Raw genomic sequence first — 13,729 nt, forward strand, 5'->3', positions numbered from 1 at the left:
TGACCTTATTGGACTCGCCCGCTCCTGGCTCCGCACCGCCCGCCTGTGGGCCCGGCCCGACGGACCGGAGGTCTGTCAGGGAGACTGGGGGCCAGTGCCCGCCCTCTCGACCTGGAGCCTTTTATGCCGCAAGGGACCGTCCGTTGGTTCGACGCCGAACGGGGTTTCGGCTTCCTCGCCCCCGAGGACGGCTCGCCGGACGTGTTCGTGCACGCCTCCGAGATCGTCGGGGACGACGGCGCGAGAGTGCTCCGCGAGGGTCAGGCCGTCGTGTTCGAGGTCGGCGAGAACGACCGCGGGCCCCAGGCGCTGAGCGTTCGCGTCACCGCCGATGCGGCCACCGGCAGCGCCGTGGGCCTGCTCGGCACCGTCACCTGGTACGAGCCGGGCAAGGGGTACGGCTTCGCGTCGCCGGACGGCGGCGGCGCCGACATCTTCGTGCACAGCTCCGCCATCGTGACCGGCGGCGTGGTCACCGAGGGGCAGCGGGTGGCCTTCCTGATCGTCGAAGGCGAGCGCGGCCCGCAGGCCGGGCACGTGATCCCGCTGGGAGCAGGGGCCGGCTCACCCGCTGCGGCTGGTATCGCGGACGGTGCCGACGGCACGGTGGCCTGGTACGACGAGGACAAGGGCTTCGGCTTCATCAACCCCGACTCCGGCGCCGGGGACGTCTTCGTTCACGCCCGGGCCCTGGCCGAGGGGCTGACGTGGCTCGCGGAGGGCGACCGCGTCGCCTACGAGGTGGCCAGTGGAGACAAGGGCCCGCAGGCCCGCGACGTGCACCTGGTCCGGGGCACCGAGCCGCAGCCGGCGCCGCAGCGGCCGGCACCTGCCGCGACCGCGGGGCCGGCGGCGCGGGACGTGCCCGTACGAGGCGGCGAGGGCGTCGTCGCGCGCTACGACGACGACCGCGGCTTCGGCTTCATCACCCCGGACGCAGGCGGCGACGATCTCTTCGCCCACGCGTCCGTGATCATGGGGTCGGAGCCGCTGCAGAAGGGTGACCGGGTCCGGTACGCGGTGCGTCAGAGCGACCGGGGCCCGCAGGCCGACCGCGTCGAACGCCTCTGAAGAGGCGGCCACACCGGTGGCTGATCACAGCGGCTCGAACAGCATGCTGTCGTGGGTGTTCGCCGCCGACAACATGATGTGCGGCGGTAGCCCGTTCGCGTCGCACAGAACGGGTACTTGGAGCCGGCTTTACCCCGGTCAGTGGGGCTGCGGCCGGCAGGTTACGCAGTGACACACCCTTAAGTTTTGAGACCAGGTCTCAGGTACCTACGCGGATTCCAGCCGCGGTTGATGCCGGGCCCGGTCCGTGAAGGCCCCCTTCACTCGGCTCAGCCGAGGAAACTCGACCTTCACACCTTCCCGAAGTACATGAAGGCCCCCTTCCTTGCGCCTGGCGCAGTGAAGGGGGCCTTCATGTACTTCGGGCGGGCAAGGAGCACCGGTACCGAGGCAGTCGGGTCTCACGAGGCCCAGCGCAGGGCGAACCACAGCCGCATCCGGGTCTCCGGATCCGCCAGGTCCACCCCCAGCGCCCGTTCGATCTGCCCGATCCGGTGCCGGACGCTGTTGCGGTGCACGCCGAGTTCGGCGGCCGTCCGGTCCCAGCCGCCGTGGTGCGCGAGCCAGGTCCGCAGCGTGCCGACCAGTTCGCGGTCGCCCTTCCGGTCGAGTTCCCGCAGCGGCGCCAGCGCCTGGGCGGCGAACCCGGCCGCGGCGCCCGGATCGATCAGCGCGTCCAGCCCCGAAGTACCTTCCGCCACCACCGGCCGTTCCAGCGCGGCGGCCCGCGTCAGGAGCAGCTCGATTTCGCCCGCCGCCTCGGGCAGCCGTCCGGGTGGGACGGGCGAGCCCACGACCGTGAGCCAGCCGTCGGCGCGGAGCCGGTCGAGGTCGCCGATTTCCGGCGCCTCGCGGACGATCGCGGTGAACCGCGGCCCCGGCCGCAACCGCACGAGCGGAGTGTCGAGCCGGGCACGCAGCCAGTCGTAGCGGGCGGCGACCTCGTTCGGCCCGCGGCGGTAGGCGATCCCCGCGACCAGACGGCGTTCGTCCCCGCCGATCACGTCGGTCTCGCCCAGCAGCAACGCCGTGGCGGTGGCGCCCAACCCGGCCGCGTCCGAACCCGCGCGGCCCACCAGCCCGAGCAGTGCCGCCCCGACCGACAGGATCGAGCGGTCCGCGCCGTCGAACCGCGCGACGCGGCCGACCACGACCAGATGCGACGCCGTCGCCTGCGGGTACACCGGCTGCGCGACGACGTGGGAGCCGTCGGCCAATTCCGTCGTGGCGCTGCGGATCCCCCGGCCCGTCCGGAGCGTGGCGACGAGTTCCCGGACTTCCGGCGGCAGCGGCGACGGCGCCCCGTGGTCCGCGGCCAGGACGTCGTCGACTCCGACCAGCGCCACCCAGGCCCCGAGCCGCCCGGCCAGCGCGCTCGCGAGTTCGCCGAGTCCGTCACCGGCCGCCCTGGTCAGCGCCTCGCGCGCGACCGCGATCCGCCGCTGTTCCCGCTGCCCCGCCTCGGCCAGTGCGACCGACACCGCCCGGCTGATCGCCAGGAACGGCGTCCGCGGCTGGACGACCAGCAGCGGGAGCCCGTGCCGGGCACACGCCGTCCGCAGTGGCGGCGGCAGCGTCTCGTAGGCACCCGGCGTGAGCCCGAACCCCAGCGCGGAGATCCCGCTTTCGGCCAGCCCCCGGACGTAGCGGTCGATCTCGGCCGCTTCCACCGGCAGGTTCACCCCGGCGGTGAGCAACAGTTCCGCTCCCAGGAGGTACGGCGCGGGATCCAGCAGCTCGCTGACGTGCGCCCAGCGCACCGGGGCGTCGAGCGCGCCCGGCCGCAGGGTCTCCACGACCGGGTCGACCGCCAGTTCCGGGTTGCCGACCACGGCCCGTAACGGGACATTCACATCCGAGTCGAACGGATCGTGGGTTCGGGTCATTTCATCCTCACTCGCGCCGGAGTTCGGATGGATCATCCCATGTCGTTCAAGCCGCGAACGAACCTACGGTGACCCGAACGAAGCGAACAGCCCCAAGTCAAGGAGGACACCGTGGCCGGTGACTACGCGGTGATCGCGCTCTACATAGCGGGCATGATCGGGGTCGGCTGGTTCGGGCTGCGGCTCGCGAAGACCAAATCCGACTATCTCGTCGCGGGCCGCCGCCTCGGCTGGTTCATGTACTCGGGCACGATGTCCGCGGTCGTCCTCGGCGGCGCTTCGACGGTCGGCGGGGTGAAGCTCGGCTACACCTACGGCATCTCCGGCGCTTGGCTCGTGATCGCGATCGGCGTCGGCATCCTGGTCCTCCACACGCTGTTCGCGCGGCGGCTGGTGAAACTGCGCGTCTACACCGTCGGCGAGATGCTCGACCTCCGCTACGGCGGCTCCACCAGCACCATCTCGGGTGTCGTGATGTGGGGCTACACGCTGATGCTGACCGTCACCTCGACGCTGGCGTTCGCCACCATCTTCAAGGTCCTGTTCAACGTCCCGAGCTGGGCGGGGATCGCCATCGGCGGGTCGATCGTGGTGCTCTACTCGGTACTGGGCGGCATGTGGTCGATCACGCTGACCGACATCGTCCAGTTCGTCATCAAGACCATCGGCATCCTGCTGATCCTGCTGCCGGTCTCGATCGTCTCGGCGGGCGGTTTCGACGGGATGGCCGCGCGGCTGGACGAGAGCTACTTCGAACTGACCGCCATCGGCGGAGACACGATCTTCACCTACTTCCTCATCTACAGCTTCGGCCTGCTGATCGGCCAGGACATCTGGCAGCGCGTGTTCACCGCGAGGACGCCGGGCATCGCGACCGGCGGCGGCGTCATCTCCGGCGTCTACTGCCTGGTCTACGGGCTCGCCGGCGCGCTGATCGGCACCGCGGCCAAGACGCTGTACCCGAACCTCGCCAGCGCGCAGGACGCGTTCGCGACCATCGTCGAGGACCAGCTGCCCGCCGGGGTCCGCGGCCTGGTGCTCGCCGCGGCGCTCTCGGCGATGATGTCGACCGCGAGCGGCGCGCTCATCGCGTGCTCGACGGTCAGCACCTCGGACCTGCTTTCCAAGCTGGGCCTCAAGAAAGCGGCGGACGAGGTCGCGAGGAACCGGGTCACCACGCTGGTCCTCGGCATCGTCGCGATCGGGATCGCGATGGTCGTGGACGACGTCGTCAACGCGCTGACCATCGCTTACGACATCCTCGTCGGCGGCCTGCTGGTCGCGATCATCGGCGGGCTGGCCTGGAAACGCGGCACCCGCCAGGGCGCGCTCGCGTCGATGGTCGTCGGCACCGTCGTGGTCATCACGTTCATGTTCGTCGACGGCGTCGAGGCCAACAGCCCGATCTACTGGGGCCTCGGGTCCAGCCTCGCGGTGTACCTGCTGGTCAGCTTCCTCACCCCGCGTACCTCGGACGAGATCCTCACCGTGTGGACCCGCCGCCTGAACGGCAGCGCGGCCGCCGAAGAAGAAGAGGCGAAACTCGCCGCTTCGCAGTCCTGAAACCATTCGAAGGAGACACAGTGCCTGAGCAGACCCCGATCGGACCCGTCGACTCTTCGAGGGTGCCCCGGTTCGCCGGTTTCGCGACCTTCGCGAGGCTGCCACGGATCGATCAGGTCGAGCATGCCGACGTCGCCGTCGTCGGGGTGCCGTTCGACGCCGGGGTGTCCTACCGGCCCGGCGCGCGGTTCGGCCCCGCGGCGCTCCGTGAGGCCAGCCGGCTCCTTCGCCCGTACCACCCGGAACTCGACGTTTCCCCGTTCGCCGCGACGCAGGTGGTCGACGCCGGCGACATCGCGCTCAACCCGTTCAACATCGGCGAGGCGATCGAGACCCTGCAGAGCGAGGCCGAGGCGCTGACCGCGGGCGGGACGCGGCTGGTGACCGTCGGCGGCGACCACACGATCGCGCTGCCGCTGCTGCGGGCGGCGGCGAAGAAGCACGGACCGGTGGCACTGCTGCACTTCGACGCGCACCTCGACACCTGGGACACCTACTTCGGCGAGCCGTACACGCACGGCACCCCGTTCCGGCGGGCGTCCGAGGAAGGCCTCCTCGACACCGAAGCGCTGTCCCACGTCGGCACGCGCGGCCCGCTGTACGGCAAGCGGGATCTGGAAGAGGACCGCCGCCTCGGATTCGGCATCGTCACCTCCGGCGACGTCATGCGCCGCGGGGTCGCCGAGACCGTCGACGCGCTGCGCCAGCGTATCGGCGGCCGCCCGCTCTACATCTCGGTCGACATCGACGTGCTCGACCCGGCGCACGCGCCGGGCACCGGGACCCCCGAAGCGGGCGGCATGACCAGCCGCGAACTGCTGGAGATCCTGCGCGGGCTGCGGGACTGCAACCTCGTCGGAGCCGATGTGGTGGAGCTGGCCCCGGCTTACGATCATGCCGAGATCACCGCCATCGCGGCTTCCCACGTCGCCTACGACCTGGTGAGCCTGCTCAGTTTGGGGAAGGGCGCATGACCAGCACCGGACGAATAGGCGGCGACGTGGTCGTCGAAACCCTGCACGCGCTCGGCGCGGACACCGTGTTCGGCCTGCCGGGCCAGCACGCGCTCGGCCTGTTCGAAGCGCTGCGGCGCACGGACGATCTGCGCGTCGTCAGCTCGCGGGTGGAGAACAACCTGGCGTTCGCGGCCGACGGGCACGCCCGTGCCCGGCTCGCGGCGGATCCCGAAGGCCCGGTCCCGGTGACCCCGATGATCGTGTCGACCGGCCCCGGCGCGCTGCTGACTTTGGCTTCACTGCAGGAATCCCGGGCGGCGTCGGTCCCGGTGCTCGGCATCTCCAGCCAGATCCCGGTGGCCGGGCTCGGTGGCGGACGGCACGGATACCTGCACGAACTGCCCGATCAGCAGGCCAGTTTCCGCGATGTGGTGAAGTCGGTGCACGTGGTGCGCACCGTCAGCCAGATCCCGACGGCGTTGCGCGAAGCCTGGGAATCGGCGGCGACCGCGCCGTACGGCCCGGTGTGGGTCGAGATCCCGCAGGACATCCTGCTGGCACCGGCGGATCTGCCGCGGATCACATCGGTGACGGCACGGCCCGCACCGCTCGAACCGTTGCCGGAACTCGTCACCGAAGCGGCGAATCTCCTTGGCGCGGCGAAGAATCCGGTGATCCTCGCCGGTGGCGGCGCCCTGCGCTCGGGCGCGCAGGCGGAGGTGAAGGCACTCGCGGAGGCACTGCGCGCGCCGGTGCTGTCGACGTTCGGTGGCAAGGGCGTCTTCGGCTGGGACCACGAACTGTCCGGCCGGTCGTGGCTCGAAGACTGGCACAGCACCGAGTTCCTCTCGGCCGCGGATGTGCTGCTGGTACTGGGTTCCGGGCTCGGCGAGCTGTCCAGCAACTACCGCGAATTCGCCCCGCGCGGCCGGGTGATCCAGGTCGAGGCCGACCTGGGGAAACTGGAGTCGAACTACCCGGCGCTGGGCATCCACGCCGACGTCCGCCTTGCCCTGCAAGGACTTCTGGAGCAGGTACCGTTCCGCCAGAGCAACGGCGTCGCGGAAAAGGCGGTGGCCGAACTGCTGGCGAAGGTACGTCTCCGGCTTGACGGCCAGGCACTCGAAACCGAGCGCAAGCTGATCGACGACATCCGCGCCGCGATCCCCGAAGGCACACAGACGTTCTGGGACATGACGATCGCGGCCTACTGGGCCTGGTCGGCATGGAACCCCGAGGGCGCGCCGATCCACACCGCGCAAGGGGCGGGCGGGCTCGGCTACGGCCTGCCCGGCGCGCTCGGCGGCGCGGCGGCGACCGGCGGCCCGACGCTCGCGGTCTCCGGTGACGGCGGCGCGATGTACGGCATCGCGGAACTGGCCACGGCGGTCCAGCACGGGCTGGACGTCACGTGGCTCGTCATCGACGACGGCGGCTACGGCATCCTGCGCGAGTACCTGACCGGCGCGTTCGGCCAGTCCACGGCCACCGAACTCGCGCGGCCCGATTTCGCAGCGCTGGCAAGGTCTTTCGGCGTCGATGCCACCGTGTCCTCTTTGGACACCATCGGGAAGGACCTTGCCGACGCGCTGGGCACGCCCGGCCCGTCGGTGGTCGTCCTCCCCGCCCTCCTGAAGATGTTCGAGCCGACCCACCTGGAGAAGAAATGACTCAGGTCCTGAATTTCGTCGACGGCGCCGAGGTGCCGGCGTCGGGCTCGCGGACGCTCGACCTGGTCGACCCCGCCACCGGCGAGGCCTTCGGCACCAGCGTCCTTTCCGAACAGTCCGATGTGGACAGCGCGCTGGCCGCCGCCGAGCGGGCGTTCAAGGTGTGGCGCAAGAGCACCCCCGCCCAGCGGCAGCTCGCGCTACTGAAGATCGCCGACGCGCTGGAATCCCGCGCGAAGGAGTTCGCCGACCTCGAAATCCGCGAGACCGGCAAGATCCGGTCCGTCGTGCTGGACGAGGAAATCCCGGAATGCGTCAGCGCGCTGCGGTTCTTCGCCGGCGCGGCGCGGCAGCTCGAAGGCACGGCGTCCGGCGAGTACCTGCCGGGGCACACGTCCGCGATCCGTCGCGAGCCGGTCGGCGTCTGCGCGCAGATCGCACCTTGGAACTACCCGCTGATGATGGGCGTCTGGAAGATCGCCCCGGCGCTGGCCGCGGGCAACACCGTCGTGCTGAAGCCCGCGGAGACCACGCCGTCGACGGCTGTGCTGCTGGCGAAGGTGGCGTCGGAGTTCCTTCCGCAAGGCGCCTTCAACGTGCTGTGCGGCGACCGCGACACCGGCCGTGCGCTGGTGAAGCACCCGATCACCGAACTGGTGTCGATCACCGGCTCGACCCGCGCCGGGATCGACGTCGCCACCGTCGCGGCGGCCGATCTGAAACGCACGCACCTCGAACTCGGCGGCAACGCGCCCTTGCTGGTCTTCGGCGACGTGAACCTCGCCGAAACGGCCGAGGGCATCGTCGGGGCGGCGTTCTACAACGCCGGGCAGGACTGCACGGCCGGCAGCCGGGTGCTGGTGGACGCGGCGATCCACGACGAGTTCGTCGCGGAGCTGGCCAAGGCCGCCGCCGCGCAGACGCCCGGCGAGGATTTCGGCCCGCTCAACAGCGAAGCGCAGTTCGGGCGGGTGCGCGGTCTCGTCGAGCGGCTGCCGTCACACGCTCGTGTGGAGACCGGCGGAGCGCCCGCCGGTGACCGCGGTTTCTTCTTCTCCCCCACCGTGATCTCGGGCCTGAAGCAGGACGACGAGATCGTGCGGGAGGAGGTCTTCGGCCCGGTGATCACCGTCCAGTCCTTTATGGACGAGGACGAGGCGGTGCGCCTGGCCAACGGCGTCCCGTACGGGCTCGCGTCGTCGATCTGGACCAACGACCTGTCACGCGCGACCCGCGTTTCGGGCGAACTCGACTTCGGCTGCGTCTGGGTCAACACCCACGGGCCGCTGGTCTCGGAAATGCCCCATGGCGGCTTCGGGCACTCGGGCCACGGGAAGGACCTCTCGTCCTACTCCTTCGCCGAGTACACCCGCGTCAAGCACGTCATGACCCGCTTCGCCTGAAGCCGTCCCGGAGGTCCCCATGGGTGACAAGGTCACCGAAGTCGAGCAGCACGGCATCGCGCCGATCCCGCCGGAGGAACAGACCTCGCGCCCGCGCGACCTGTTCCGGATGGCGTTCGGCGGCGCGAACACCTTCGCCACCATCATCCTCGGAACGCTCCCGATCGCCTTCGGCCTGAGCTTCTGGGCGGCGGTCGCGGCCACCGTCGCGGGTGTGGTCGTCGGCGCGCTGGTGCTCTCGCCGATGTCGTTGTTCGGCCCGCTCACCCGGACCAACAACGCCGTCTCCTCCGGCGCGCACTTCGGCGTCGTCGGCCGTTGTGTCGGCTCCTTCCTCTCCCTGCTGACGGCGATCACGTTCTTCGCCATCTCGGTCTGGGTGAGTGGCGACGCCGTCGCCGGTGCGGCACAACGGCTTTTCGGCTTCGACGGCGGCGAAGTGCTCCGCGGTGTCGCGTACGGCGTCATCGCGATCGCCACGCTGGTGGTGTGCATCTACGGCTACCGGTTCATGCTGCTGGTGAACCGGGTCGCGGTGGTGCTGGGCACGGCGATCATGCTGCTCGGGCTCGTGGCCTACGGCGGCACGTTCGACCCCGGTTTCGCCGGCACCGGCACCTACGCGCTCGGCGACTTCTGGCCGACCTGGATCCTCGCCGCGCTCACCACGATGGCGAACCCGATCTCGTTCGGCGCCTTCCTCGGCGACTGGACGCGCTACATCCCCGCGCGCCACAGCCGCCGTTCCCTGTTGGCCGCGCCGTTCCTGGCGCAGGTGGCGACGCTGCTGCCGTTCGGGTTCGGCATCGCCACCGCGACACTGGTCGCGGATCCGGCCGACTACATCACCGGCCTGACCGCGATCTCCCCGCTCTGGTACGCGATCCCGCTGATCGTGGTCGCGCTGATCGGCGGCCTGTCCACCGGGACGACGTCGCTCTACGGGACCGGCCTGGACTTCAGCTCGATCTTCGTGAAGCTGAGCCGGGTGCAGGCGACCCTGCTGATCGGCTCGCTCAGTGTCGTGTTCATCTTCGTCGGCAATTTCGTGCTGGACATGGTCTCCAGCATCAACGCCTTCGCGACGCTGATCGTGCTGTGCACCTCGCCGTGGATGGTGATCATGATGATCGGTTTCGTGCTGCGGCGCGGGTTCTACGACCCGGACGACCTCCAGGTGTTCAACCAGGGCCGCAAGGGCGGGCGCTACTGGTTCACCCGCGGGGTGAACTGGCGCGCGATGGCCGCGTGGATCCCGGCGACGACGCTGGGCCTGCTGACCGCCAACACCCCGATGATCGCCGGGCCGTTCAAGGACATCGCGGGCGGCGTCGACATCAGCATGGTGGTGACGCTGTGCACGGCGGCGATCGCGTACCCCGTGCTGGTGAAGCTCTTCCCCGAGCCGCGGGAGGTCTACTCGTACGCGGAGCCCGTCGCGGAACCGGCCGTCGCCGTTTAGGACGTGTCGCCCGAACCGCCAGGTCGACACGTCGGGCGAGGGCACGCGCGCGCGTTTCTTTTCGGCCGAAGGCCTCGGATTTGCGGAGGCGGGCCGGAGGCTCGGCTACGCGAATCCGAAAGCGCGCTTTGAGTGGCACCGTCTAGGCGAAGCGGCGCAGCGCCCCGAGGAACATCGCGTCGAAGGCACGGTCCGGGAGCACCCGGCGCACGAACAGGATCGGCTTCGCCCCGAACCCCGCGGCGTAGCGGGTCTTCGGGCGCCGGGCCCGGACGGCCTTCAGGATCACGTCGGCGATCACCTTCGGGTGGGAACCGCGCGCGGCCTGGTCGAAGAACTTCGCCAGCGCCTTGGCCTGCGGCGCGTAGGCGGTGTCGCCCGAGGTCTTCATCAGGTTCTCGATGGCGATGCCGCCCCATTCGGTCTTGATGGCGCCGGGTTCGACCACCACGACGTCGATGCCGAACGGTTTGAGCTCCAGCCGCAGTGAGTCGCTGAGGCCTTCGACCGCGAACTTGGTCGAGTGGTACCAGCCGCCGAGCGGTTCGTAGATCTTGCCGCCGATCGACGAGATGTTCACGATCTTGCCGGAACCTTGGGCACGCATATGCGGCGTGGTCAGCTGGACGAGCCGCGCGAGCCCGAACACGTTGACCTCGAACTGGTACTTCCCTTCCGAGAGCGGCACATCCTCGAAAGCGCCGTACGAGCCGTAGCCCGCGTTGTTGACCAGGACGTCGATGCGGCCGGACTCCTCGATGATCCGCTCGACGCCCGCGACCATCGACGCGTCGTCGGTGACGTCCATCTCGAGGACCTTGATGCCGCGTTCGGCCAGCCCCGCCATCCGCTCGACGCGCCTCGCGGCGCCGTAAACCGTGTAGCCGGCGTCTTGCAGTGCGAGCGCCGTGGCCTCGCCGATACCCGCGGAAGCGCCCGTGACCAGTGCGACCTTCATGACCCATCTCCTAACTAACCGGTTGGTTGCCAATTCAGGCTGCCATGAGCCCGGGCTAGCTGTCAACCAACCAGTTAGTTAGAGTGGGTCACATGGTCAGGGACAAGGAAGCGACCAAGCGGAAGCTGCTGGACGCGGCGACGGCCGAGTTCGCGACGTACGGCATCGCCGGCGCCAGGGTGGATCGCATCGCGAAGAACGCCGGCGCCAACAAAGCGCTGATCTACGCCTATTTCTGCAGCAAGGAGCATCTGTTCGAGATGGTCGTCCAGGAACAGGTGGACCTCGCCATCCGGACCCTCACGATCACCCCCGAAGACCTTCCCGGTTACGCGGGAAAGCTGTTCGACCGCTACCTCGAACACCCCCAGCTCCTCCGGCTGATGGGCTGGCTTCGCCTGGAGAACGGCTTCGACGCGATGCCCGAGGCCGAGATCCGGGCGCACGCGGACAAGGTCGCCGCGATCCGGGAGGCGCAACGGGCGGGCGCCGTGCCGGACCACTTCGACGCCGAGGAGTTGCTGAGCCTCGTCGTGCACCTGTCGATCCTCGGGTTCTCCTCCCCCACCGCGACCCGCGACCTCGTCGTCCGCGCGGTCGGCCGGATCGTGGGCTGAAGGGGACTTTCCCCGCATGCCATGCGAGGAAAGCTCCCTTCACCGCGTCCTATGCGGGGAAGGGCCCCTTCAGCGGTGCGTGTCCTCCGGCGCCGGAGTCCGGCTCGCCAGCTTCGCCGACCACTCGGTCACCCGCCGCGCCACGTCCTGCGCGGTGAGTCCGACGCGGGCCAGCACCTCCTCGCGCGAACCGTGGTCGTGGAACACCTGCGGCACCGCGAGATCGCGCAGCGGCACATCGCATTCGGCGTCGCGGAACAGCGCGGCCAGCGCGGAGCCGAAGCCACCGTGCCGCCCGCTGTCCTCGACGGTCACGACGAGCTTGTGCTGCTCGGCCAGCGCCACCAGTTCGGCAGGCGCCGGGACTACCCAGCGCGGGTCCACGACGGTCACGCCGATGCCCTGATCGGCCAGCCGGTCGGCGGCGGCGAGCCCGAGCAGCGCGAACGCGCCCACCGCGACGAGCAGGACGTCGGCTTCACCGGCGGGTTTGCGCAGCACGTCCACGGTGCCGACGCGTTCCACGGCGGGCACCGAGTCGATCACGCCGCCCTTGGAGAACCGCAGCGCCGTCGGCCCGTCCTCGACCGCGACCGCCTCGCGCAGTTCCTCGCGCAGCGTTCCGGCGTCACGCGGCGCGGCGACCCGCATGCCCGGCACCATGCCCAGCAGCGAAAGGTCCCACATGCCGTGGTGGCTCGGCCCGTCCGGCCCGGTGATACCCGCCCGGTCCAGCACCAGCGTCACCGGCTGGCGGTGCAGCGCGACGTCCATCAGGACCTGGTCGAACGCCCGGTTCAGGAAGGTCGAGTAGACCGCGACGACGGGGTGCTTGCCGCCCATCGCGAGCCCGGCGGCCGAGGTCACCGCGTGCTGCTCGGCGATCCCGACGTCGTACCAGCGGTCCGGGTACGCCTCGGCGAACTTGTGCAGCCCGGTCGAGCGCAGCATGGCCGCGGTGATCGCGACGACGTCCTCGCGGTCGGCGCCGATCTTCACCAGCTCGTCGGCGAAGACCCCGGTCCAGCTCGGGCCCTTGACCGGCGGCAGGCCGGTTTCCGGGTCGATCGGGTCGGTCTGGTGCATCTGGTCGGCCTGGTTGGTCACCGCGGGCTCGTACCCGTGCCCCTTTTCGGTGACCACGTGGACGATGACGGCGCCGCCGAAGTCGCGGGCGCTCTGGAACGCCTTCTCCAGCGCGACGAGGTCGTGCCCGTCGACCGGGCCGAGGTACTTGAGGCCGAGGTCGGAGAACATCATCTGCGGGCTCAGCGCGTCCTTCAGGCCCGCCTTCGCCGCGTGCAGCGCCGCGTAGATCGGCTTGCCGACGACGGGCGTGTGCCGCAGCAGTTCCTTGCCGCGGTCCAGCACGCGCTCGTAGCCCGGCTTGAGCCGCAGCGACGCGAGGTGGTCCGCGACGCCGCCGATGGTCGGCGAGTACGAGCGGCCGTTGTCGTTGATGACGATGACGACCGGGCGGCGCGGGTTCGCGGCGATGTTGTTGAGCGCCTCCCAGCACATGCCGCCGGTCAGCGCGCCGTCGCCGACGACGGCGATCGCGTGCCTGCCGCCACCGCCGAGTTCGAACGCCTTCGCCAGACCGTCCACATAGGACAACGCGGTCGACGCGTGGCTGTTCTCGACGAGGTCGTGCTCGCTCTCGCAGCGCGCCGGGTAGCCGGTGAGGCCGCCGAGCTGGCGCAGCTTGCCGAAGCCGTCGTGACGACCGGTGACGATCTTGTGCACGTACGCCTGGTGACCGACGTCCCACACGATGGCGTCGTCCGGCGAGTCGAAGACCCGGTGCAGCGCCATGGTCAGCTCGACCACACCCAGGTTCGGGCCGAGGTGACCACCGGCGAGCCGCACCTTTTCGACGAGGAAGTCCCGGATCTCCGCGGCCAGCTCACCGAGCTGTTCCTGGCTCATCCGCTTCAAGTCGGCCGGTCCGTGCACGGACTCGAGCAACGTCACTCTCCCACCTCGCCTGGTTCCTCTTCCGCCGTTCCGACCAGTCTACGGAGGCCGCCTGAGAGTCTTCCGTCCGCCGCGTCACGGGTCACATGTCAGAAAATCACCACTCAACACCCGACGGTGTGAACATGGTCTCTTTTGCCAAGTAGCGGTCACGTCGGGTGGCCGT

General features: G+C 70.0%; 10 protein-coding genes and 2 pseudogenes. 8 read left to right on the forward strand and 4 right to left on the reverse strand.

What is annotated here, in order from left to right:
- Nucleotides 1-123: 123 nt before the first annotated feature.
- Nucleotides 124-321 (forward strand): annotated as a pseudogene (locus DMH01_RS43210) (cold-shock protein); the annotation flags it as partial.
- Between the two features lie 30 nt (nt 322-351).
- On the forward strand, nt 352-1,071 hold the full coding sequence (locus DMH01_RS43665; protein ID WP_370323368.1) for a cold-shock protein: 720 nt from the start codon (nt 352-354) through the stop codon (nt 1,069-1,071).
- 27 nt (nt 1,072-1,098) lie between these two features.
- On the opposite strand, the pseudogene DMH01_RS43230 reads toward DMH01_RS43665, so the two are convergent.
- Both DMH01_RS43230 and DMH01_RS42940 read right to left on the reverse strand, forming a co-directional pair.
- Nucleotides 1,099-1,226 (reverse strand): annotated as a pseudogene (locus tag DMH01_RS43230) (IS5/IS1182 family transposase); the annotation flags it as partial.
- A 246-nt stretch (nt 1,227-1,472) separates the two neighbouring features.
- On the reverse strand, nt 1,473-2,957 hold the full coding sequence (locus DMH01_RS42940) for a PucR family transcriptional regulator (protein WP_199745419.1): 1,485 nt from the start codon (nt 2,955-2,957) through the stop codon (nt 1,473-1,475).
- 111 nt (nt 2,958-3,068) lie between these two features.
- On the opposite strand from DMH01_RS42940, the gene DMH01_RS09670 reads away from it, so the two are divergent.
- From DMH01_RS09670 to DMH01_RS09690, 5 genes are read left to right on the forward strand one after another with little or no spacing between them, the layout of a single operon-like run.
- Complete coding sequence (locus DMH01_RS09670; RefSeq protein WP_125675229.1) at nt 3,069-4,520, forward strand: sodium:solute symporter; 1,452 nt, start codon at nt 3,069-3,071, stop codon at nt 4,518-4,520.
- Between the two features lie 20 nt (nt 4,521-4,540).
- Complete coding sequence (gene speB, locus DMH01_RS09675; RefSeq protein ID WP_199745420.1) at nt 4,541-5,494, forward strand: agmatinase; 954 nt, start codon at nt 4,541-4,543, stop codon at nt 5,492-5,494.
- Complete coding sequence (locus DMH01_RS09680; RefSeq protein ID WP_125675231.1) at nt 5,491-7,146, forward strand: thiamine pyrophosphate-binding protein; 1,656 nt, start codon at nt 5,491-5,493, stop codon at nt 7,144-7,146. Before speB ends, DMH01_RS09680 begins: the two co-directional genes overlap by 4 nt.
- Nucleotides 7,143-8,549, forward strand: a complete 1,407-nt coding sequence (locus tag DMH01_RS09685) for an aminobutyraldehyde dehydrogenase (protein ID WP_125675233.1) — start codon at nt 7,143-7,145, stop codon at nt 8,547-8,549. Before DMH01_RS09680 ends, DMH01_RS09685 begins: the two co-directional genes overlap by 4 nt.
- Nucleotides 8,550-8,568: 19 nt before the next feature.
- Nucleotides 8,569-10,011 (forward strand): cytosine permease, encoded by a 1,443-nt coding sequence (locus DMH01_RS09690; RefSeq protein ID WP_125675235.1) that lies wholly within the window; start codon nt 8,569-8,571, stop codon nt 10,009-10,011.
- A gap of 142 nt (nt 10,012-10,153) precedes the next feature.
- On the opposite strand, the gene DMH01_RS09695 is transcribed toward DMH01_RS09690, so the two are convergent.
- Nucleotides 10,154-10,969, reverse strand: a complete 816-nt coding sequence (locus DMH01_RS09695; protein WP_125675237.1) for an oxidoreductase — start codon at nt 10,967-10,969, stop codon at nt 10,154-10,156.
- 92 nt (nt 10,970-11,061) lie between these two features.
- On the opposite strand from DMH01_RS09695, the gene DMH01_RS09700 reads away from it, so the two are divergent.
- Nucleotides 11,062-11,586: a TetR/AcrR family transcriptional regulator gene (locus DMH01_RS09700; RefSeq protein WP_125675239.1), complete on the forward strand. Its 525-nt coding sequence runs from the start codon at nt 11,062-11,064 to the stop codon at nt 11,584-11,586.
- Between the two features lie 69 nt (nt 11,587-11,655).
- Here the strand turns inward: DMH01_RS09700 and dxs are convergent, their stop codons facing one another.
- Entirely contained in the window at nt 11,656-13,560 is a 1,905-nt protein-coding gene (gene dxs / locus DMH01_RS09705) for a 1-deoxy-D-xylulose-5-phosphate synthase (RefSeq protein WP_125675241.1), read from the reverse strand.
- Between the last annotated feature and the right edge of the window lie 169 nt (nt 13,561-13,729).

The sequence above is a fragment of the Amycolatopsis sp. WAC 04182 genome, assembly GCF_003947465.1.
Classification (GTDB): Bacteria; Actinomycetota; Actinomycetes; order Mycobacteriales; family Pseudonocardiaceae; genus Amycolatopsis.

Coding starts and splice junctions, on each gene's coding strand:
- DMH01_RS42940 (WP_199745419.1), bottom strand. CDS start 2,957: ATGACCCGAACCCACGATCCGTTCGACTCGGATGTGAATGTCCCGTTA.
- DMH01_RS09680 (WP_125675231.1), top strand. CDS start 5,491: ATGACCAGCACCGGACGAATAGGCGGCGACGTGGTCGTCGAAACCCTG.
- DMH01_RS09685 (WP_125675233.1), top strand. CDS start 7,143: ATGACTCAGGTCCTGAATTTCGTCGACGGCGCCGAGGTGCCGGCGTCG.
- DMH01_RS09690 (WP_125675235.1), top strand. CDS start 8,569: ATGGGTGACAAGGTCACCGAAGTCGAGCAGCACGGCATCGCGCCGATC.
- DMH01_RS09695 (WP_125675237.1), bottom strand. CDS start 10,969: ATGAAGGTCGCACTGGTCACGGGCGCTTCCGCGGGTATCGGCGAGGCC.
- DMH01_RS09700 (WP_125675239.1), top strand. CDS start 11,062: ATGGTCAGGGACAAGGAAGCGACCAAGCGGAAGCTGCTGGACGCGGCG.